This window comes from Polaribacter litorisediminis, assembly GCF_019968605.1.
Taxonomy (GTDB): Bacteria; Bacteroidota; Bacteroidia; order Flavobacteriales; family Flavobacteriaceae; genus Polaribacter; species Polaribacter litorisediminis.
The window spans coordinates 1,124,095-1,147,829 of the sequence record NZ_CP082966.1 but is presented as its reverse complement, the minus strand read 5'-3'; the positions used below and the strand labels follow the sequence as shown (position 1 = coordinate 1,147,829).

Sequence of the window (23,735 nt, the reverse complement as noted above, 5' to 3'; positions counted from 1 at the left end):
GAAATTTTCTATTTTCCTATATTAATATGAATATAAGTTCTAATTTCCCATTCAGAACCATTTGGAAAACCTACAGGACTTAATCTAGTTTCTGTCGCAAAGGCATCTGCCGTTTGGGTTGGTGAATACCTTGGTGAAAACTCGTTTAAGGATCTCCATGTACCTCTAAGACCAACTTTAGTATCTGGTAAAATAAGCCAATTTGGTTTACCTACAGATGTAGAAATATCTAACATTAATTGTAATGGAAATGTTAAGTTGAAATCTCTATGATAATCAAAAGGACCCCAATCATTAACTTTTACCATACCCATAATTTTCATCTTGTTGTAAATCATTCTTAAATCTGCACCACCTCTATAAATTAATCTCTCGCTATCTCCATTTGCTTGACCTGTACCATAGTAAAGATTTGCAATTAATCCTAAACTTGGTCTAGCCTTAGAGACTATTCTTGAATTAATTTCCCACAAGTCTGCCGCTGGAGCCGATTGTGCAAATGCAAAAGAAGAACGATTTGCTAAGAAACCAATTGCTGCATCTTGCGTAGTTGGTAAACTACGATATACAAAACCTAAATTCATTGCAAATTTAGCATCTTCTGCCATATCATTATCAAACTCATACATATATGTAGCCGGAGTTGGATCGAATGTGAATAAGATTTCTCCTGCTGTCATTTCTCTATTTCCTGCTCTTACTACAAAAGGATCATCAACAAAATTTCTTAATCTACCTGGAGCAGCACCTCCATTTGGCATTGCTGCAACCAATGGTTTTTGATACATAAAATTTGGTGCAATTTGAAATTTACCCCCGAAATTATATGATATACCTGATAAAATGTTTTGCATGTTCCCACTTCCAGAATCTTTCAATTTCCAACCAGTAAAAGTTAATGTTGGATCTCCTCCACCATTGGCAACTAAGCCCATAACAGAACCCTGAGCATACCAGTTAAAACCTCCATTACTATACGTAATTTTTGCCTTACCACCCCAATTGTCTTTTGATTGAATTTTATCTGTCACCACCTGACCATTATCATCTATATCTTGGTAAGCACTTCCATTTAAAGGTCTACCTCCAAAAATTGCACCAAGCTGAAAACCAAAGTGATCTCCTTTTCTTTGCACTGCTACAGTAGCCCTTTCAGTAGGTATTGCAGGTATCACCCCTGTTCTTAATTGAGTTGGGTCTAATACCCTATTTCCATTTTCGTCAAAACCACCACCTGACACGATATCTTTATGATAAACAGCAGAGAAGTCATAACCTTTAAAGCTATTTTGATATTTTAATAATACCGCAGGGTTTGCTCCCCACCAAAGTTGTGGTCCAAAGGCAGCTTTTAATCCAGATAAAGCCCCTTTACCATCTACTTCAACTCCTAAAATTTCACCGTTGTAAATATCTAAATTCGGTCCATAATATGCTTCAGGATAAATTCCGAAAAAATCTCCTTCATAACCCCAGTGATAGTGACCCGTTCTGTAAAAACCTCTCATATCAAAATCCTCGGCATTCCATTCGAATTCTGCATTATAAACTCTTAATCTATTATTGTCCACTAGCGTTAAAATTCCGTTAGGAGAATCAACCTGAATTGGTCTACCTACATTTTCATAGAAAATATCATCTATAGGATTGCCCGCGACATTACCTAGAATATTAAAATTAACTTCGGCTTTAATATTAGCAGAAGGTTGCCCTTTAACACCTACAAAATAAGATTGCATATGATCGAACCCTATTCTATCCGGATAAACATCTCCTGAACCATCTGCAAATTCTGGTGTTGTTACTAAAGAGCCTCCCGTATTAAAGGTTGTAAACTCTGCTCTTAAATTACTTATTTCAATTTTTTTCTCACTTCCCATTGCTGCTTTATCGCCTCTAGCCTTAAGAACAGCATCCATTAAATTAATATTTTTGAAGTGATTTTCTACAGATTCTTTTGTAGTGTTAAAAGTGTTTAAAGAATGTGCTTGTTTTAAAGCATAGTACGCAGCTCTAGGGTATAAAGTATATAGACCCCTAACATCGGTTGGGCCTTTTGCAGCAATACCAAACCACTCTTCATTCATATTTTTGTCATCCTGCTTTGCTTGATCTCTATTATACCCATTACTTGGCCAAGAAGCTTTCGTATCGTGTACATCTGCATTTTTTCTTTCATTAAAACCAGCTTTAAACCAACCATCACTAGATTGGAAAGTAAAACCACCAATAGAATTTTCTGCCTTACCTAATCCATAGGCATTTGCATAAATTTCTTTCCAGTTGTTCACCATATAATACGCTTGCATTAATTGGTCTTCTTTATTGTCTCTTGCGTTAAAAGCATCTGAACCAAACTCTGTAAACAAAATTGGCTTATTAAACACTGCACTAACTTTATCGAAAGCATCATAAAAAGATTCTCCACGATACATATTTGTACCATAAATATCTATATCCTTACATTCTTCTGCAACTATATCTAAATACAACAAGTCCCCATTACAAATACCAATAGGATGATTTTTTACAATTGTTTTCATCGCTACAGTGGCATCGTTAAATAACTTATACATCGCTCTTGCCTGTGCTCTTTTTGCTGGATCGTCATCACTTATAATTACACCTTCATCAGTTTCTGCGCCTTCCCATGTTAAGTGATAGTTGTTTTCGTTACCCAACATAAATAGTAATAAACCTGGCGTATTTTCATAGGTTTTAGCCATCTCTAAAGTTGCATCCAGTAAGTGCTTACGTACTTTAGGGTCTGCATAGTCAGTTTGTGGATACCAAACACCATCTAAGGTTAAACCATAAGCCCCAAATTGATGGTTTATCATGGTATAAATACCAAAGTTTTCGTAAATATATGTGATCCATTTAGGAGGCATTCCTATATATGTTCTAATCGCATTAACCCCCATATTTTGCCATAAAGGCATTTCACCATCTAAACCGGCTTTGATAATGTCATCTGGTTTTTCCCAAAATTTAGCGTCTAATACATTGTAGCCGATTGGAACGTAATCCCAATTTATACCATTAATCATTGTTGGTTTTCCATCAATAATTAATTTCATACCATTAGAATCTTTCATTACAGAAACCTTTGGCCCTTGTGCATAAAAGCTAAAAGTAAATAACAAAAGTAATAATCTCAAAAAAGTGTTCTTCATAATTTTCTTTTTAGAATTAAAAATTGTGCTCAACGATTATGTCTTACGGCAAGCAAAATTGACTGGATAAGTTTAATTAATATATTTTTGATAAAACTAATTCAATTTTTTTACGAATTTGATAAAAGCAACCTCAACAAAAGTTATACAAAACAAATTACACCAATATTTGTTGCAAATAAAGGACTTAAGGCCATAATTACTATATGTTTTTTATTTCAATAAAATAAAATGTAGTGGTATTGTATAGTTAATTTCGAAATATTATAGTCTAATTTAACAGAATTATTGCTTTTTTTAACAATATTGTTAGATTGTAAAAATTCGGAATTATTGATTTAGATCATTGTATATCTTAAATTCATTTTTCTATAAATACAATGGATTGTTAATCATAATACAGAAAATACTTTATCAGATGTATTTTGGGCATTAAACTTATTATAAAATGAATCAATAATAAAAGTAAAGCGCATACCTACTTTTAGAATTACGTGCATTTAAAATAGTATTTTGAGATATGAATATGTATCATGAGTATCATATTTTTATCCCTATAGATATGAGATTTGCAGTTCTTACGATATCAAATTAAAATATAGACTTACTTTTTTTTTGAATAAAATCAATCTTGTGCAGAGTCAAAATTTTATATTTATTTGTAGTGTTGTCCGATTAAAATTAGCTAAAGTGTTTTAAAGTATTGATAGTCTTGATTTTAAAGAGTTTTTAAAGTAGTATACCTTGCTATTAAAACCGCTTTAGAATTTATGATGTATCGAAAAATTTAAACTCGTAATAATTTTGTTTTTCAGTTAGTTACATTCAAGTCTTTGTTCTTGATTCTAACAGCGAAAGCGGTCTTTTTATCTTTTATCGGACAACACTAATTTATTTGATGTTTATGCGAACATTTGTATGTAGAATTCAAATATAGTTGTATCAATAGTTTAATTCCCAAACAAAAAAACCTTTCATTAAGGGATGAAAATTACCTTCCATTTAGATAGATTTTTTTAAAAACTTGCTCATAAGAGGCAATGAAATTTAAATTTGGAGATGGTTAAATACCCGTAAATTGTCATTAGTACAATTCTTATTGCATCCTATAAAAATAGATTTAAATTAAGATAATATATCAATATTTAGACTAAATTTAATAGCTTGAATACTGTTTAACTTTATAAACCTATAAAACAGCTACAAATCGTTTCTTTTCCGTCTATTTGTATTAAAAAATGACGGTAACAAAGCTTATGTTCATTCTGTTATAATTTAAATGAATCAAAAAAAAATCAATTTAGTTACATCGCATTATAAGAAATACTAGTACAATTAATCAAATTGGAATTATGTATTTAATAATTCCAATTCTGTTTTGAAATTACTGTAACCTTAAATGATGATTTTTTTTCTTTATAGAAAATAGAAAAATAAAGCATCACATTCGTTACAGTTTCTATTTCTGTTGACATAGAGAGAAAAAATAGCGTTTTATTGCGGTCATTTCAATACAGAATTGGTATACAATCAAATTTTACTTGTGGCATTGCATAAAAAAAGGTCGAGCATAAAGCTCGACCTTTTTAATATCATAAATTATGAGTCTTTTATTGAAATACTTTAACGTAATCTATTTCCATTAAATCCTCTGTAAAACCAGGATCTACATCTCCACCTAAAGTACCTCCCATGGCAACATTTAATATTAAAAAGAAATCTGCGTTAAAAGGTAATGACTCGTCATTGCTTAATACGTGATAGGATACATCATCTACATAGAATTCTATTTTAGTATCTGTCCATTCTACCGAATAATTATGAAATTCTGTAGTTGAAGTAGACAATTCTATTGATTGAGATGGACCATTACCAGCAGAATTTTCTGGATAATGTATCGTGCTTAAAACAGTATTTTTATCCTGTCCTTTTTGCTCCATAATGTCTATTTCTCCAGATTCTGGCCAACCTACTGTTGTAAAATTAGACCCTAACATCCAAATTGCAGGCCAAGTACCTTGACTTGCCGGTAGTTTAGCTCTTACTTCTACTCTACCATAAGTAAACTCGTATAAACCTTGAGATTTTAATCTTGCAGAGGTATACGCTGCGCCATTGGCTTTTGCTATTATCTTTAAGGAACCGTTTTCTACGATAACATTTTCTGATTCATTTGTATACGTTTGTAGCTCTCCATTACCCCAGCCACCTGCACCAAGGTCATACGTCCATTTTGTTGCATCTGGTGCTCCATCAGTATTAAAATCATCTTCCCAAGCTAAATCATTAAAAGTATAACCTGCACTTTGAGTTGGTTTTGTCGATGTAAATTTATGATACCATGCAGCGCCAGTTCCAGAAGATGGATCTTCTATTACTCTAACGATTAATTCTGTACTAGAAACTGAAATAATATCATACGTTCCAGAACCTACAAACCATCCCATAAAACCACCTTCAGAAATATCAAATGTTGTACCTCTATATGGATTTTCGTTATACGATCCTTCTAAAGCTGCTTTTGAAGTAGAAGGCCCAAAAGATACTGTTTTTACACCGTAAATATTAGGTGTAACCGATTCATCATGACATTGATCTCCATCAACACCTAGATATCCTGCATAGGTACCAGGTACAAAAGCGGGTCCAGTAGTTTGCTCAAAAGTAAGACCATTAGCTGTTCTTGTAAAAACAAACTCATTATCATACATACATGATTTTTCTGCATCCCAAGCTCTAATTCCATTCCACCAAGCTTCGTAAGCAAACTCACCATTACCATAATCATCAGCAACGGGTCCTAAACCAACATGCAAATCTTGATCCGCTTGCCAGTACCACTTTTTACTGTCGCCCACATTAGCCCCACTTAAAAAGTCTTCGGCTTCTACATCAGAAAAAGAACTAAAAACCTCTACATCTATTGACTTTGTGGATGATACACCACCTGTACCATTTGCCTTCACAATAACGGTATAGGTGTTTACACCTACTTTAGAAAATCTTTTTGTGATGGTACCAGATGGTGCAGCCTCTGGAGCTCCATCAAAATAAAACACATAAGAAGAACTATTAGCAGCTGATACCGTAAAGTTAACGGTACCACTTCCATCTCCGAAAGGATTATCAGCATCTGCTCCGACTACGTCTGCAGTAATTGTAATATTCGTTGGAGTTACGATGTCTCCAAACTTATAATCATTTTCTTGACAACCTAAAAAGGTTAAAATCACAGAAAATAACATTAAATAAATATTTCTTGTTTTTTTCATTTTTATCATTTTTTATTTAAAATAATTAATGTCATCAATATATGCAATTACAGTGTCGTTATTATTCTCAGAATTCACCTGTAAAACAACTCTACTAAAGTTTGTAATACTTAATGGATCACTTTGTCCTAATACCGTATCAACTGCAAAATCAAACGTAACTTCTTGCCAAGTATCTAAGGCAATTTCTTTTATAATCTCTGACTGTCTTTCCCAAGGATTCGCATTTGCATCTTGTAATTTTAGAGAAATCTGGTTGGGTTGACTTCCTGAAACACTTGATGAAGGAACATAAATTTTTAATGAAAACTTGGATTTCGCTGTTAAATCGAAATCAGGATCTACATCAAAACGAATGTTTGCATACTGTCCTCCAGTATCATTATATTCTAGAACTGTTGCTGAACTATTTAGTGCACCACTAACAGGGTTTGCTAACGCAGTGTTTATTCCACAGTCATCTCCAGCCCAAGTTGTAATCGTGCCATTTCCTTCAAAATCATCCTTAACAAAAGGAGCAGTGTCTACCGCTGCCATAGTACCATAGGTTAAATCATCTATATAAGCGATTACAGCATCGTTATTATTCTCTGAATTTAATTGTAAAACAACTCTGTTAAAATCTGTTCTATCTAAAGGATTTTGTTGCCCACCTACTACATCATTTGCAAAATCGAAACTAACTTCTTGCCAAGTATCTAATGCAACCGTTTTTACAATTTCTGATTGCAAGGCCCAAGGTTCAGCAGCTGTACCGTCTTGTAATTTTAAAGAAATCTGATTCGTTTGACTTCCTGTGATACTTGAAGAAGGCATATAAATTTTTAATTTAAAAGTGCTATTACCGCCTGTTAAATCAAAATTAGAATCTTTATCAAAACGGATGTTTGCATATTGTCCTCCAGTATCATTATACTCTAATACCGTATCAGAATCATTTAACGCCCCTTTAAAAGGATTTGCAAAGGCTGTATTAATCCCACAATCATCTCCTGCCCAAGTAGTAATGTTTCCATTTCCTTCAAAATCATCAAAAATTATTGGAGTACCTGTTGGAGTTGGCGATTTATAGAAATAAATATTATCTACAAATACCGAACCTTCTCTTGGCCATGGTCCTTCGGACTCAAACTTAAACTGACGAATTGTATCTAATGTTAAACCTTGATCTGAAAATGCAGAAAGCGGAATAGTAATGCTATTCCATTGATTTACTTTTAATTCAGTTTCTATTGATGCCTCTCCTGAAGCGTTAATTAGAAAAGTTTTTAGCTTCGTTAAATCTGGAGTCCAAACATCTAAATGTAAAAATTCCATATCTGAAACATCTTGAATATCTCCATCAAAAGCAAGACCTTGATAAGAAAGATTAATGTATTGTAACATTTTATCTCCATTTAAGTCAAATTCCGCATAACTACTTCCAAATTGGCTTTGTCCCCAATCTGGTAAAATATCAGCGTTTATATTCGTGTATACACTGGTATAAATAGAAACTACATCTTCAGCATTCCTAGCAGACGGTGTAATTGCCGATTGTATAGGTGCTAAAATTTCAGTAACTTCAAAATCTACTGCATATTCTGTTGTAGCAATCGCAGCTCCTTTAGCCACTACTTTTACAGCGTAACTGCCTGCAACTGCATACTGATAATTTATTGGATCTCCAATATTAGCCGTTGCTACTGGTTGATCTACTCCCTCTTCACCTGAATAAAATTCATAGGTCGCAGCAAAATCAGCTATCGCCGTTATGTTTACTTGTTTTGATTTGGCGGCATCATTTTCTATAGTTACTACTAAATTTTCTGGTGCATTAAATGAAACTACTAATGCTTGCGTTACTTCTGTAGCATCTCCTTTAGAGTTGTACGCTACAACTTTCACCTGGTACGTACCTTCTACGTATGTATGTTGAACGCTCTTACCTTGTTCAATTCCTGTTTGTGTCTCAGAAGAATCTCCAAAATCAACATCAAAGGATATTGCTCCCTCTGCAGTTGGTGAAATTGTTACCATCCCTGAGTTATCTTGCGTTAAATTATACACAGCAGCTACATTTGAAGGGGCTGCAATGTTATTGATAAAGTCTAACGACCTATCTTCTGTACATGCATTGATCACTAAAAAAATTATCAATGCTTTATATATTGTTTTCAATTTTTTCATATTTCTATAAATTAATATCCTTGATTTTGTGACCAATTTCCTTGAGAAAATTGTATTTCTTCTAAAGGAATAGGAAATACATCATTTTTGCCTGCTGTAAACCCTGGTATTTGTGTTCCTCTTCCTGTTCTTACCAAGTCAAAAAAGTGATGACCTTCTCCAACTAATTCAACTCTACGCTCTTTATAAATTACAGCTGTTAAATTAGTACCCGTTGTTGTAATGTTATTGTCTGTATTACCAAACGCTCTTTCTCTTACCAAGTTTAAATATATCAATGCCTGTGCATCATCTGGACTCGGTTTTCTATTAAGAGATTCTGCTGCCATTAATAACACATCTGCAAAACGAATTGCTCTGTAATTATTTGGGTTTGTTAAGTTTAAATCTCCTGCAGCATTTTCACTTCGAACTCTTGGAATGTATTTTCTATTAAAATAACCAGTGTGCTCAAAGCCTGTTGTAAATTCAGCTCCTGTTGATGCAGCCCAAGCATCTATATCTAAAATAGCTACGTCTTTACGAATATCTCCAGGTTCAAATTCATCTACTACATCTTGCGTTGGCACGTTAAAACTAAATCCTGATGTAAACAAGTCTCCTTTATACCCTCTAACTCCTTGAAAACCTACAGCAACATTACCTTCACTACATTGTAAACAACCAAAACCAGCACCTTGAATGTCTGTATACTGAATTTCAAACACAGAACCTACTCCGTTTTCACCTGCAAATTCAAAAATTTTGTTATAATCCGGCTCTAACATGTAAGGACCATTCTGAATTAAATCTTCTAATACAGTAGCTGCATCAGAAAATTTATCTTGAAATAAATATACTTTACCTAATAAAGCTTGTGCAGATCCTTTTGTTGCTCTCCCAATTTGAGGAGCTGTATAAGACAAATTATCGACTGCATTTTTTAAATCTTGTTCTATTAAAGCATAAACTTCTGCCTTAGGCGATCTTGGAATTGATTTTTCATCCCCTAAAACAAAACGACCTTCTGGTTTAATAGGAATGTCTCCAAACCATTTTACCAATTCGAAATTATAGTAGGCTCTTAAAAAATGAGCTTCCGCAATGATGATCTCATTGCCAGCAAATTCTGTTTTATCTTGAAACTCTATAATGTATGCAGCTCTGTTAACACCTCCGTACATCCAGCTCCAAAGAGCTTGTAGTTGAGCGTTCACCGGAGTATGAATCATATCATCAATCTGCTGAAATCCAGGAACGTCTGTTGCACTTTCACCACCACATAAGGTATTATTAGAAGCTATTTCTCCCATCAATACATTTATATATGAAGATTGTAAAGGATCATACGCTGCTACTAACGCATTGTAATAATCGGTTTCTGAATTGAAAAAAGATTCAGAATCTTCTGCATAAAGTTTAGAATTGTCTAAGTATTCATCTGAACATGAAGTTATAACAAATAAACTTGCCATAAAGATGAATCCTAATTTTATTTTTTGTTTGTAATTTCTCATCTTTTTATGTATTAAAATTCAACATTTAAACCTAATAAAAATTGTCTTGCTGATGGATAAGTACCTCCATCTATACCAGCACCAATTGCACCTCCATTCACTGTTGGATCAAATCCAGTGTATTCAGTTAATGTAAATAAATTGTTGATTGATGTATACAATCTCACTTTGGCCAAACCTACTTTTTTCAGGGTTTCTGGAGAAAAGTTATATCCGATTTGAATATTTTGTAAACGTAAGAATGATGCATCCTCTACAAAGAAATCAGAAAATAGTTGATTATTTGTTGCATCATTTGTTAATCTAGGAATAGAATTACTTGTTCCTGGTCCGGTCCATCTTCCTAAATAAGAAGCTGGTTTATTAACATTTGGTAAAAAACGTTCAAAATTTCTAACCATGTCTTTCCCTAATTCAGCATATAAGTAGGTTGCAAAATCCCAATTTTTATAGGTACCAGAAATATTAAAGCCCATATAAAAATCTGCTTGTGGATTTCCAATATTCACTCTATCTTCAAAGTTTAAAACACCATCTCCATTCGTATCTTTATATCTGATATCACCAGGAGCAGTGCTAGAAGCCCCTAATCCTGACTGAGAAGGATGCGCATCTATTTCTGCTTGTGATTGGAAAATACCATCGGTTTGTAACCCTAAAAAGTACCCAATTGGTTGACCAACTTCCATTCTTGATGGAGGTAAGTTTCCAATAGCAAAGGCTCCACCTTCTACAAAAGCGTTGTCTAAAACGTCAGTAACTTCATTTTTTACATAGGTAACGTTATACGAGAAGTTTAAAGAAGTATCTTCAGATGAATAAGCTCTATAATTAATGGCCAATTCCCCACCCGTATTTCTAGATGTACCTGCATTTACAGTTGGATTTGCTCCTCCAGGAGCTCCAGAACCTAATAAACCAGAGACTGGAAAATTTTGAATTAATAAATCTTTTCTAGTTTCTACAAAATAATCTGCTACGAAAGATAACTTGTCATCAAATAAATTAATATCTAAACCAATATCTAATTTCTCAGCTGTTTCCCAAGTTGCAATCGGGTTTGGTAAACCTCCTTGAGCAGTACCATCAACAAGACTTCCATCAAATACATATTCTGCTTCACCATTTAATAAGGATCTAAATAAATTATCTCCAACAAGGTTTCCTAGCGTACCATAACTTCCTCTTAATTTTAAAAAGCTAATGGTTTTATTATCTTTTAAAAAGTCTTCGTCAGAAATTTTCCAACCTGTTGTTACCGACCAGAAATTATCTACTCTTTGGTCTTCAGCAAAAACTGAAGCGCCGTCTCTTCTAACTAATCCAGAAAATAAATATTTTCCTTTATAATCATATTGAGCTCTACCAAAAAAAGAAGTAAGTCTAATATCACCATTACCAGTATTTATGCTTCTTTGCTCACTTTGAGAATTTGTTAAGCTAATATCTGCAAAGGCATAAGAATTATTTGGTACATCAAAACCTGTAGCATAAATACCATCAAATAAATCATTCTGAACACTTGTACCTGCCGTAAAAGTAGCATTATGGTCTTCATTAAAAGTTTTAGCATAGGTAGCAAAAGTTTCCCAAACTACTCTTGTTGATGTAGCTTTAAATTGATACACAGAACTTTGTGTTTGGTTGTATACTTTTGCCAAACCATACTCCTGGATCGGTGTAAATGAACGTTGCTTTTCATTGTAAATCTTATATCCAACACGGGATACAACATTTAAACCTTCAATTGGTTTATATTCCAACTTAAAATTCCCTTCAATTCCGTTTCCATTATTTTGACCAAATGTATTGTCTAATAATGATAAAGGATTCACAACTTCTATTCCTAAAAAGTTATTTGTATCATCTTCGTTTAAACCAAAAGTTGGTGCATAATTTAAACCATTAAATAATAGTGAACCGTCAAAACCTTGAGATTGACTAGTAAAATAGTTTGCAATTAAAGAAAAATTAAGTTTTTCATTGATATCTACTGCTAAATTTAATTTGATATTATTTCTAACAAAATTAGATTTCTCTTTAGCGATAATACCATCTTGCTCGGTACGAGAAGCACTTACAAAATATCTTACATTTTCTCCACCGCCAGATAAACTAATGTTATGATTCATTAAAATAGCATCATTAAATAGTTGATCTTGCCAATTGGTACCTCTACCTAATTGCCCTACATTATTAAACGGCAATGTTTGACCACTTGAAGCATACGCTTCATTTAAAACCAACGCGTACTCAGTTGCATTTAAATAGTCTAATTTCCTAGTCGTTTGTTGTACAGCTGCATAAGTATCATATTTAACAGTTGGTTTTTTATTCTTTCTACCAATTTTAGTAGTAACTAAAACCACCCCGTTTGCACCTTTAATACCGTAAATTGCAGCTTGTGCATCTTTTAAAACAGTAATAGTTTCAATGTCATTCGGATTTATACTATTTAAATCTCCTTCATAACCATCAACAATTGTTAAAGGTTGATTGTTTGTGTTAGAACTAACACCCCTAATTAAAATATTTACTTTAGCACCAGGTGCACCTGATGAAAGGTTTACAGCAACACCCGAGGTTGTTCCTTGCAATGCACTTGTTGCATCTACTGGCCTTAAAGCCTCTAAAGTTGCTTCACCTACAATAGATACAGAACCTGTTACATCCTTTCTTTTCTGCGAACCATAACCAACCACTACAATTTCATCTAAAGACTCTGCCGACTCTTCTAATGTAACCTCTAGGTTTGGTTGATTTACAGTTACTTCTTTTTGGGCATACCCTAAGTAATTAAATACTAATACAGCTCCTTTTTCTACTTTTGAAAGAATAAAAAGTCCATCAAAATCAGTTTCTGTTCCTGAAATAGTTCCTTTAATACTTACACTAACTCCTGGAAGTGGATCTCCAGTTTTAGCATCTTTAACAACACCTTTTACATCTATAGTTTGTGCATTTAAGCAAAAACCAGCGAGTAAAAAGAGTAGCAACATCATTTTTTTTCTCATGAATAAAGTTTTTTTTGGATTATAATTTTAACAAAAATACCGCTAATATTTTGTTAAATTAACAAAAAAGCCTGAACAAAAAACATACATCGCAAGAAAGCAATACAAAACACTGTAAATTAAAGGAAAGCCTTTGCTAAACTAAACAGACCAAATACTAAAAAAAAGCTATTATAATGATCCTGTTGTGGAAATGTTGTAGTTATGTATGGCTTTTTTACCCTTTATTAAACTTTTTTAACCTTTCTTTAGGATTTTAGAGTCCCATTTTACTACTTTTAAACTTCTAATATGTAATTGGTTAAATTGGTGTTATGAGGTAAATTCATTTTTTTACGAAGTCTGTATCGTTTTACTTCTACACTTCTAGGTGAAATATTTAATAATGGTGCTATTTCTTTTGAAGATAGATTAAGTCGAAGATATGCACATAATCTTAAATCATTCGGGGTTAATTCTGAGTGTTTGGATTTTATTTTTTTAAGAAAATTTTTATCTGCGTTGTTAAATGCTTCTTGAAACAATTTCCAATCATCCGTATTGTTTAAGTTTTGGTCAATTATCTTAACCACTTTTTCGATACCTTCTTTTCCTTTTGAAATAAGTTCTGTTTTAATTGAATTTAAAAATTCGTTTTTCTTGATAATACTCATTGTAGAAGTCGCTAATTCTCGATTTTTACTTTCAATATCACTTCTTAATTTATCATTATTTAATTTTATAATTTTCTGGGAACTCTCAAGTTCTTTTAACTCTAAATCTCGTTGCGTTTTTTCTAATAAATTTTTTCTTTGTTTTCTGTAGTACACTTTTGAAGCATAGTGGATGGTAAAAAATAAAATGATAAAAACAAGAGCATATATAAAAATAAATACATTTGAAAGATACCATGGCTTGGATATTTTAAAGGCGTATTCTGCAATATTGTCACTTAATTTATTATCTATAGATCCTCTTACCTTAAAGATGTATTCACCAGAAGGTAAATTTTCAAACAAAAAAGAATTATTTTTAGAAAGCTTACTCCACTTCTCATGAAGCCCATCTAATTTATATTGATATTTAATAGAAGAAGTTTTATTATAATTAGAGATGCTATACACAAAGCCTAAATTATTTTCATCTTTTTGAAATAACCTCTTTTTTAACAAACTGACCTTATTTTGTATTCCATCTAGTTTATTATAAAAAACGCTATTGATGGTTGTATTAAAATTTTTAGGTTCGGTGATGCTATTTAAGTCTAATATTACATAACCGTCAGAAGTACCTATCAAGTACTTTTTATCTTCTAAAAACATTATATTTTCATAACCCGAAGCGCCTTTATAAATATCTCCCTTTATTGGAATAATTTCTAAATTTGGTTTTAAACTTAATTTGCCAGGCGCATAATAGCGGATATCATCTTTTGTAAAGGACCATAATTTATTACTAGAGGTATCTAACAATAATTTTGCAGAAAGAAATTTATCTTTTGGAATTAATTTACTGTATATAGTGTCTAATTCAAAATAATCTTTTTCATCAATATAGCGATACACTCCTCTTTTACAGGCATAAAAAATGTTATTATTATACTCAATTAAACTTGAGTGAATGCCTTTTGCGACCGAATTATCTTTGCTAATTTTTGTTACGTTTTGAAACTCTTTATCAATTTCTAATTTAAAAACACCTTTATATTCATGATTTACAAAAATTTTATGGTTTTCTTTTACAATAAAATACTTACTAGAATTAGAAAATCCTTGTAGCTTATTTTTTAATTTCCAAGATGTACCATCATTTGTTAAAACATACAATCCATCATAACTTCCTTGTATTAAAGTTTTTTCGTCTATTTTTTTTACGCCCCAAGTTCCTTGAGTACCTTCAATAAATTTTGCTTTCTTGTTTTCAATAACAAATGTACCCGAATCATGACTGCAAAAAAGAGCACCGTCTATTTCTTGTATATTCCATACCTGCCCTTGGGTATTGTCTATAAATTTAAAATCGTCTTCAGATGTTTTTTCCTTATAAAATAAACCTTGGTTGGTGCCTATGTATAAATAATCTTTGTGAACTATGGATGCATAAATTGTACCCCAATAACTTGTTTTATTCACAAAACGCCTAAAAGGAGATGAAAGGTTTATAACATTAATTCCGTTATCTAAACCTAACCAAATATTTTCATCTATATCTTCAAAAATAGACAAAACTGTGTTATTACTTAACCCTAAACCTTGCGTCATTTGGTAATTAATTTCTCCGTTTTTATCTAATTTTATAAAACCATTAGAAATTGTACCTAAAACAAGATTCCCATTTTTTAATTGTCTTGCGCTATAAATCGTATTTTTTGCCAGCGATTCATCAATCTGAGTGTTCCATTTTTTTAACTTTTGACCATCAAGAAAGAAAAAACCCTTTTTTTGAGTGATAAAAAATAATTTATCATTTTTTAAAAATATTTCGACAATTTTATTTTGTTTTAAAACTTCATCATCCGAAACCAATTTAGGAACTCCATTTTCTATCAGAAAAACTCCTTTTCCTAATTCTTGAAAATAAATTACATTTTCTACTCTAGATAATTTTATAATATTTTTTGTTGCCTTTATTATTTTAAAAGATTGAGTGGTTAAATTGTATAGATAAATTCGCTGTAAAGACTTAAAAAGCAACCAACCATCTAATTCAAATATTTCCCAAATCTGCTCATCTTCAAGCATTTCAATATCATTCTCTTTAACAATAGAGGTATAATCTAAAAGTCCGAATTCATTTTTGGTCCAAAAGCCAAAATCCATATAAAATCCTGTATAGATTTTATCATCTAGACATTTCACAGAACGCATAATGGTTTCATTAGGTGTAGGATATAATTGCCAGTTTGCGCCATTATATTCTAATAAACCTTTATTATTTGCAATATAAATAAGTTTATTTGAATCTTGAGAAATTGCCCAATTTTGATTTTCAGCTCCATAATCTTCCGTGGAAAAAATATTTATTGGAGGAACTTCTTGAGAAAAAATGCTATTACAACAAAAAAACATAAATCCAAATATGAGCTTTCTTAAGTAATTAAATGACATATATATTGATGTTTGGTTGTCAATATTACGCAAATTACTTATAACTAACAAATTACAATAGTTGTGTATTGTTACAATATTAAGGTTTACCTATACAAATAAGGAATAAAAGTCTAGCAAATAAGATTTTAAACCATTTATTTTTCTGAAATTTTTTGATTAACTTTACCAAATATTTAACAACTATATGAATTTAATTAGAAAATTAGGAATTGCCAATGTCTTAATATTAGGCTTATGCGCTCTAATTATACTGACTTCAGAGTATCTTTTCTTAACCGGAAAAGAATTACATGGCATCTTTATTGGTCTATGGGCACCAACTTTATTAGGCCTTATTATTTACTTAAAATTGATAAGAAATGAGCGCAAATGATATAGTTCTTTATTTTTCGGTTTTTGTAGGAATATGCGTACTCATTTGGGCCTATGTTTTTATCAATGAATTTAATAAAATAGGCAAAAATTAATTTTTTTTTGAACCGATGGCTAGAATAGTGTTAATTCTTTTCTAATAAAACAATATTAAATTCTGAATTTACAATAACTTTTCCATCTTTAACTTCTAATGTTTGTTTGGAATAGAACTCATTTAATTTTTCGCCATTTTTAAATATGGATGATACAGTAAGCTCTTTTTTGCCTTTTGGTAAATTTATGCCTGCAATTATTTTATCATCTTTTCTAATTCTTGAAAAAACCAATCCATTTTCCTCAGAAATAAGTTGATGTTTCCCTGCTCCTATAGCCATGTGATTTGCCCGAAACTGCCCTAATTTTTGCCAATGCTGTAAGATATGTTGTGTATTTTTATTCTTATTAATGTCATCCCAATTCATAAAAGAACGTAAAGTTGCATCTCCAATAGCCCCATTAATTGTTAAATCTCTTGCAGATTCATCTCCATAATAAACCTGCGAGGTTCCCGGGGTTAATAATAATGTGGTTGCCGTTTTTATGGGCATTTCTCTGTCTTTATCAAAAGGCTGACCATCATCATGAGAGGTCATATAATTTAAAATTCCATATCCTTTTAATGTTGTTCGTAAAATGGAATCATATTTATTAAAAATATCCTTTTCTGCCATTTGTTTCGCATTCCATTTAATTTCAAAATTGATTAAACTATGGAACGCTTTATCAAAATAATTTACTTTTTTATCCCCAAAATCAAAAGCTTTTCCGTTAGAAATTGCATAATTATACACTTCACCTACCAAATAAAAATCATTATTATCTATAACTTTTTCAGGATTATCTTTTTTGTACTCCGCAAAAGTAGCATCACATATTTCTTTAAATTCTTGCCAAACAAATTCTTCTGTGTGTTTTACGGTATCTATTCGGTAACCATCAATTCCGAATTCTGTAATATAATCTGTTAACCATTTCATAATATAAAAACGAGGTGCTCTTATATGGCCAGTTCTCGTAAAAAACTCGTCTAATTCTCTTACTTCTTGCTCATAACGACCTTCTGTTTTCCATTTTTTAACCAATTGTGGTGGCAACGCTACTTCTTCATTACTTTCAGTTTTAATGTCTGGTAAATTTTTTACTAATGTACAAGAAATGGTATTTTTATAATTATTGTATTCACATTGCGGCTCAGTTCTTACCCATTCAGAGGGCCAAACAGGATCTTTTTCTGTACTTGGTCCGGTATGATTAATCACCGCATCTAACAAGATTCGTATTCCGTTTTTATGTGCAATGGCAACCAATTCTTTTAAATCATCTTTCGTTCCGTAATTGGGGTCTATCTTTGTCCAGTCTTTTGCCCAATAACCATGGTAACCATAAGAAACTCCTGTACCTTCATCTGTAGCACCATGAATTTGCTCTACTACAGGTGTCATCCAAATAGCATTAATTCCTAATTCTGTAAAATAACCTTCTTTAATTTTTTGGGTAATTCCTTTGAAATCCCCTCCTTCGAAACCACGCAAAACCCCAGCTTCTTTATTTCTTTCAAAATTAAGGTCATTGCTTTTATCTCCGTTATGAAACCTGTCTGTAAGCAAGAAATAGATATTTGCTCCTTCCCAAACAAACTCTTTTTGTGTATTTCCTGTCAAAGATAGCTGTGCTGGTGCTTTTTCTTTACAACTTAAAAAAGCTAAAAAAGTGAAAAATAATATGATTTTTTTCATCTTAAAATTTTATTGAAGTTTTAATATAACTGACTCTAATGGTTTTAACTTCATCGCTACAAACCCTTTAGATTGATGTACTTCTAAAGTAACATTTTCTTTTTGATATAACTGGTCTTTTAGTGGATAGGATCCATCTTTTAAATTCCATTTTTTAATAATATTTTCGGGGATTTCTAAAACAAATTTTTGGGCATCTTGGGCATCAAAATTTAAAACAATAATTAATTTTTCATCTTCCGAATATCTTACAAAAGACAACGTTTTTGCATTATAATGAAGTGTATTTTCTCTATTAAACTGATGGATATCTTGATATTCCCCCATCAAAGCATCACTATTAATTGTAAAGTTTAACAAACGTTTGTAAAAATCTCTTAAATTTAATTCTTCTTGAGTTGATTGCCCTCCATCAAATTTTTTGTTATTTACCCATCTTTGTACTGAAGGAACTCCAACATAATCAAAAATTGATGTTCTTGAAGGGTTTCCAAAACCAGCATTTTCAGAACCATCCTCTCCAAATTCTTGCCCAAAATAAATCATGGTAGGTGCCGTTGAAATCGTTGCAGAAACCACCATTGCTGGCTTCGCTTTTTCTGGATTGCCTGCAAAATCTAGACTTGCAATTCTCTGTTCATCATGATTTTCTAAAAAATGCAACATATGGTGCTCAATATCTTTTAAATCTTCTAGAATCGGCGGAATATGATCTGTGAAACCTCTGCCTTGCATCACATTCTTTAGCGTATCGTACAATTGAACCTTGTCATACAAATAATCCATTTTACCCTTTTTAATGTAATCTCTATACAAATTAGGATTGTAAACCTCTGCCAATAAAAAAGCGTTTGGATTTTTCATTTTGATCGATGAATTCATGAAACTCCAAAATTCTACAGGAACCATTTCTGCCATGTCAAAACGAAAACCATCCACTCCTTTAGACAGCCAATACAAAGCAATATCTCTAAATTTTATCCAAGAATTTGGGATGATTTTATCCTGCCAAAATTCAAAATGTTTTTTGTAATCTTTATTTTCAAATCCTGGTGGTAATGTATCAAAATCCTTTTTTCCTGTAGGAGAAACTCCATAATTTACTTTAACCGTTTCATACCAATCATAAAAGTTAGGCTTTGGCGAACGCGATCCATTGCCTGTCCATTTTGCCGGATTTTCATCAAATTTCTTATCGGATAAAGGATGCTTTTTTCCTCCTAAAGGCAAATAACCATTCAAAAAATCAGGAACTTCAAAAACTTCATTCGGTACGTAATAAAAGTTATTATTTACATCATAAACTTTAGATATGTCATCTTCTGACCCAAAATCTTTTGTTCCTGCTGGCTTTGAAATACTTTGATAATTTCTTGCTACATGATTGGGAACAATATCAATAATTACTTTTAAACCATTTTTATGAGAACGCTCAATTAGCGCTTCAAATTCTTGCAAACGATTTGCTACATTGACAGCTAAATCAGGATTTACATTATAATAATCTTTTACAGCATAAGGAGAACCTGCAATCCCTTTTACAACATCCGGATCGTCATTTGAAATACCATATGCTGTGTAATCTCGAATTACATCATGATGCGGAACACCTGTATACCAAATATGTGTAACTCCTAAATCTTTTATTTCTGAAAGTGCCTTATCTGTAAAATCGTTAAATTTTCCTACACCGTTTTCTTCAATACTTCCCCAAAGTTTGTTCGTTGTATTTGTATTCCCGAACAAACGTGTAAAAACTTGATAAACAACTGTTTTTTTGTGTACCGTTTTTAATGTTAATTCCCTTTGTGGAGCTTTTTCTGTTGCACAACCAATGAGAATTGCTAAAATTGCTACGAATATAAAAATGTATATTTTTTTCATAATTGGAGGTTATTTTAATCTAATTTTTACTGTAAGGTTTCTTTTTGTATTCCATTTCATAGGAATTTTAAGCGTATTATTTTCTGATGAAATTCTTTGTCTTTTTCCATCCACTTTTATCTTATTGGGGTCCCAATTCATATTATGCAGTATCAAAGTAATTTCTTTTTTTGATGAATTCCAATTACTGCCCAATGCTGCCTCTAAATTTATTTTTAAATACCGTTTAGAAAATTCTGCTACGAATTCTAAAATTTCAAATTTTCCTTTTTCAAAAGCATTTGCTGTAATTCCGTCATCATGATAGAATTGTCTTTTACTTTCTTTTTTCGAAGCATCAAAATAATAATGAAGTTCTAATTGATCTGCTTTATAAGCATCTGTAGTTTGTACGAGTTCTGACATCAAAATAAATGCACCACTTCTAACAAAGGTGGGAATGGAATTTTCTTCAACTTTTACTGTTTTTATTTGTCCGCCTTGCACTTGTTCATCCGTATAAAAATTAAACCAATTGGCTGTTTTAGGAAAATACATTTCTTTTGATGTGATAGAATCTTTTAAAATGGGTGTAATTAAAAAATCTTTTCCCCATAAGTAAGTGGATGAATTTGTCATTAAATTTGCATTGTCTTCTTCAAAGAAAATAGGGCGCATTAATGGTGTTCCTTTTTGATTATTTTGGAATGCTACATTGTAATTATAAGGCAATAATTTATACCGTAATTCTATAGATTTCTTTGCTAATATCTTTGCTTTTTCGCTTCTAAAAACAGGTTCACTTGGCACATCTTCTTGCGCATGAGGTCTATAAATTGGCTGAAAAACTCCGTATTGCAACCAACGGGTATACAAATTATCGTCTAAATTTGCACCTGCAAATCCGCCTAAATCAGAATGCATATAGCCCAAACCTTGCATGCCCATTTGTAAGGCAATTTCTGGCTGAGACTGCAAACCTCCCCAAGTTCTGTTTACATCTCCCGACCAAGGAATCATACCAAATCGTTGCGAACCAGAAGATCCTGCTCGCATTAAAATAAAGGGTCTTTCCGTTGGAAATTCTTTTTGATATCCTTCAAAAATCAATCTTGCCCAATCATGTCCATAAATATTGTGTATTTCATCTGCTTTTTTATGATCATTAAAACGTACCCAAGAAGGCAACACTTCTGGCTCGCCTAAATCTCCCCATAAACCTTTTACACCTAAATTTAAAATGTCTTTATAAATGTTCCAAAACCAATTTTTACCTTCTTTTTTATAAATATCTACGATGCCTGTATTACCAAAATAAAAATCATATTTTGCAGGGTTTCCTATAGAGTCTTTAGCCAAAACCTCATTTTTTACAGCTTCCGTCCATTTTTTAGAATTTGATAAAACAAATGGTTCTGTTATTAAAACTGTTTTTACACCTTTATTTTTTAAACGAGAAATCATTCCTTTCATATCAGGAAAAGAATCTGTAAACACCTCCAGATTTCCCATAGTTCCTTTTAATTCTTTACCAAACCAATATAAATCAAGAATTACAGCATCTACAGGAATTTTTTCTTCTTTAAATTTCTCAATAGTTTCTTCTGTTTCTTTTTGTGAATGATAGCCAAATCTGCTCGAAAAATTACCTAAAGTCCACCTTGCTGGTAAAGGCTGTTTCCCTGTTAAATCGGTATAATTATCAATTAAGTCAATCCAAGAATTACCTACAATTACTTGGTAAGTTTTTCGTCCGGAAATGGTTTCATAGATTAAAGAGTTCTTTTTTTTACTGTCTAAATCTACATAACCAATTGGCGAATTGTCAAAGTGAAGCATGTATTTTTTAGAGGATATTACAATTGGCATGGTAAAATTCATTAATTCTGAATGTGTTTCATACCCATAATGTGCTCTGTTATATAAAGGCAATCGATTACCTCTTCTATTCATGCCTAAAGCTCTTGCTCCTCCCCCATATAAAATTTCATCTGAAGTTAAATTAAATTCTATCTTTTCGGTTTGGTCGGCAACAAGATTGCCTTTTACCAAATCCATAGGTTCATGTTTCGACTTAAAGTACCCTCTCTTTTCTGAGGTAATGAGTTGGTCTTTATAAAAATATTGAAGTTGAAATGGCGATTTTTGAATGGTCAATTTCAAATCATCCAAGAAAAAAAATACATCATTTTCAGTTTCTTTAAATGTTGGTTTTAAAGCTATAGGTTCTAATACAACTGCGTGAGATGATTTTGAAAATGTTTCATTTTCTGGAATAAAAGAAGTTTCTATAATTTTATTTGTGTAAAATTTAATTAGATACATTCCTTCATCTACTTCTACTTTTAAAATAGTACCTTTTTGAAGCTTTGCACTTTTAAAAATTCGATTTGAATTTTGGGCAAAAGAAAAAACCGAGATAAAAAGTAGTAAAAAAAGAATTCTATAATTTTTCATGTGTAGTTTTTAAAAGTTCTTGAAACCATTTCGTAGAAAAATCGAAATGACTCGAACTGATCATTCGTAATAATTTTAAATCTTTTATAAAGTATTATTTTTTTAATAAAAACGTTAACGGAATATGTATTCTAGATTGCCAAGATTTCTCTGAATGATTTGCACCTGGAAAAAATAAGTTTCTATAATTAGCTACAGAATACCCATTTTTAGTAAAAATAGCATCCACCTTAGAGCCGTATTTCGGATAATATTGATCTAACGTTTTATCTCCATGATCAAAATAGATTTTATGATTTTTTGAAGCCGGAATATTGGCTTCCATATACTTAAAAATAGCATTTGGATATGGATTGTTTTCCCTTGGTAAAGCCCCCACCCAATGCGTAGAAAGGCATGCCGCTCCTTGAAATATGTCAGGATATTCTGAAATTGCATACATAGACATTAAACCACCCATCGAAGAGCCTGCAATAAATGTATTTTCTTTATCATCATACACGGCATATGTAGCGTCGATGTAAGGTTTTAATTCAGAAACGATAAATTTTAAATATTCATCTCCAAATAGTTTTTCTATAGCATTTGGTTTTCCTGATATATTTTTTAATGTGCTTTTATCTTCTTCTGATAAAAAATTAACTACCTTTTCTGGAAATAAATCTTGCCATCTAATTTCTGCTATGTTGTGTACACCCACCACTATAAAATCTTTCGTGATTTTTTGTGTCATTAAAGAAGTAGCTACCTCATCAATCATCCATTCTTGTTTATTCCAAGTTGCTGTGGAGTCAAATAGCATTTGACCATCATGCATATATAAAACGGCATATTTTTTTTCTGATGAATAATTTTCTGGTAACCAAACATCTACAGGTCTTGGCGTAATGTATTTAGACGGAAAACTATCTATTCTGATTAGTTTCCCAGATGATAAAACGGCATTTTTTACCACTGCGGATTTCAAAGTTTTCAATTCATGTTTACCTGCTAAATCGCAAGAACTAAACAAGCTACAAACAGCCAAAAAAAGAAGCATCTTTTTCATA

10 protein-coding genes are annotated in these 23,735 nt (G+C 31.9%); all 10 read right to left on the bottom strand.

Going from position 1 to position 23,735, the window contains the following annotated elements:
* Positions 1 to 8: 8 nt before the first annotated feature.
* The 10 genes from K8354_RS04980 to K8354_RS04935 all read right to left on the bottom strand — a co-directional run bounded on the left by K8354_RS04980 (position 9) and on the right by K8354_RS04935 (position 23,734).
* Entirely contained in the window at positions 9 to 3,176 is a 3,168-nt protein-coding gene (locus K8354_RS04980) for a glycoside hydrolase 5 family protein (RefSeq protein ID WP_223445904.1), read from the bottom strand.
* A 1,610-nt stretch (positions 3,177 to 4,786) separates the two neighbouring features.
* The gene (locus tag K8354_RS04975) at positions 4,787 to 6,448 is read right to left on the bottom strand and encodes a family 16 glycosylhydrolase (protein ID WP_223445901.1); all 1,662 of its coding nucleotides are present in this window, start codon (positions 6,446 to 6,448) and stop codon (positions 4,787 to 4,789) included.
* Between the two features lie 12 nt (positions 6,449 to 6,460).
* The gene (locus tag K8354_RS04970; protein WP_223445899.1) at positions 6,461 to 8,617 is read right to left on the bottom strand and encodes a hypothetical protein; all 2,157 of its coding nucleotides are present in this window, start codon (positions 8,615 to 8,617) and stop codon (positions 6,461 to 6,463) included.
* Positions 8,618 to 8,628: 11 nt separating this feature from the next.
* Positions 8,629 to 10,113 (bottom strand): RagB/SusD family nutrient uptake outer membrane protein, encoded by a 1,485-nt coding sequence (locus K8354_RS04965; RefSeq protein WP_437440119.1) that lies wholly within the window; start codon positions 10,111 to 10,113, stop codon positions 8,629 to 8,631.
* An 11-nt stretch (positions 10,114 to 10,124) separates the two neighbouring features.
* On the bottom strand, positions 10,125 to 13,127 hold the full coding sequence (locus K8354_RS04960) for a SusC/RagA family TonB-linked outer membrane protein (protein ID WP_223445896.1): 3,003 nt from the start codon (positions 13,125 to 13,127) through the stop codon (positions 10,125 to 10,127).
* Between the two features lie 278 nt (positions 13,128 to 13,405).
* The gene (locus tag K8354_RS04955; RefSeq protein WP_223445894.1) at positions 13,406 to 16,213 is read right to left on the bottom strand and encodes a helix-turn-helix and ligand-binding sensor domain-containing protein; all 2,808 of its coding nucleotides are present in this window, start codon (positions 16,211 to 16,213) and stop codon (positions 13,406 to 13,408) included.
* Positions 16,214 to 16,713: 500 nt separating this feature from the next.
* On the bottom strand, positions 16,714 to 18,366 hold the full coding sequence (locus tag K8354_RS04950; RefSeq protein ID WP_223445892.1) for an alpha-amylase family glycosyl hydrolase: 1,653 nt from the start codon (positions 18,364 to 18,366) through the stop codon (positions 16,714 to 16,716).
* 9 nt (positions 18,367 to 18,375) lie between these two features.
* On the bottom strand, positions 18,376 to 20,250 hold the full coding sequence (locus tag K8354_RS04945) for an alpha-amylase family glycosyl hydrolase (protein WP_223445890.1): 1,875 nt from the start codon (positions 20,248 to 20,250) through the stop codon (positions 18,376 to 18,378).
* A 9-nt stretch (positions 20,251 to 20,259) separates the two neighbouring features.
* Positions 20,260 to 22,686 carry a TIM-barrel domain-containing protein gene (locus K8354_RS04940; protein ID WP_223445888.1) on the bottom strand — a complete coding sequence of 809 codons (2,427 nt, stop codon included), beginning with the start codon at positions 22,684 to 22,686 and terminating at the stop codon, positions 20,260 to 20,262.
* A 94-nt stretch (positions 22,687 to 22,780) separates the two neighbouring features.
* The gene (locus tag K8354_RS04935) at positions 22,781 to 23,734 is read right to left on the bottom strand and encodes an alpha/beta hydrolase (RefSeq protein WP_223445886.1); all 954 of its coding nucleotides are present in this window, start codon (positions 23,732 to 23,734) and stop codon (positions 22,781 to 22,783) included.
* Position 23,735 lies beyond the last annotated feature (1 nt).

Coding starts and splice junctions, on each gene's coding strand:
- K8354_RS04940 (WP_223445888.1), bottom strand. CDS start 22,686: ATGAAAAATTATAGAATTCTTTTTTTACTACTTTTTATCTCGGTTTTT.
- K8354_RS04945 (WP_223445890.1), bottom strand. CDS start 20,250: ATGAAAAAAATATACATTTTTATATTCGTAGCAATTTTAGCAATTCTC.
- K8354_RS04975 (WP_223445901.1), bottom strand. CDS start 6,448: ATGAAAAAAACAAGAAATATTTATTTAATGTTATTTTCTGTGATTTTA.
- K8354_RS04965 (WP_437440119.1), bottom strand. CDS start 10,113: ATGAGAAATTACAAACAAAAAATAAAATTAGGATTCATCTTTATGGCA.
- K8354_RS04935 (WP_223445886.1), bottom strand. CDS start 23,734: ATGAAAAAGATGCTTCTTTTTTTGGCTGTTTGTAGCTTGTTTAGTTCT.
- K8354_RS04950 (WP_223445892.1), bottom strand. CDS start 18,366: ATGAAAAAAATCATATTATTTTTCACTTTTTTAGCTTTTTTAAGTTGT.
- K8354_RS04970 (WP_223445899.1), bottom strand. CDS start 8,617: ATGAAAAAATTGAAAACAATATATAAAGCATTGATAATTTTTTTAGTG.
- K8354_RS04955 (WP_223445894.1), bottom strand. CDS start 16,213: ATGTCATTTAATTACTTAAGAAAGCTCATATTTGGATTTATGTTTTTT.
- K8354_RS04960 (WP_223445896.1), bottom strand. CDS start 13,127: ATGAGAAAAAAAATGATGTTGCTACTCTTTTTACTCGCTGGTTTTTGC.
- K8354_RS04980 (WP_223445904.1), bottom strand. CDS start 3,176: ATGAAGAACACTTTTTTGAGATTATTACTTTTGTTATTTACTTTTAGC.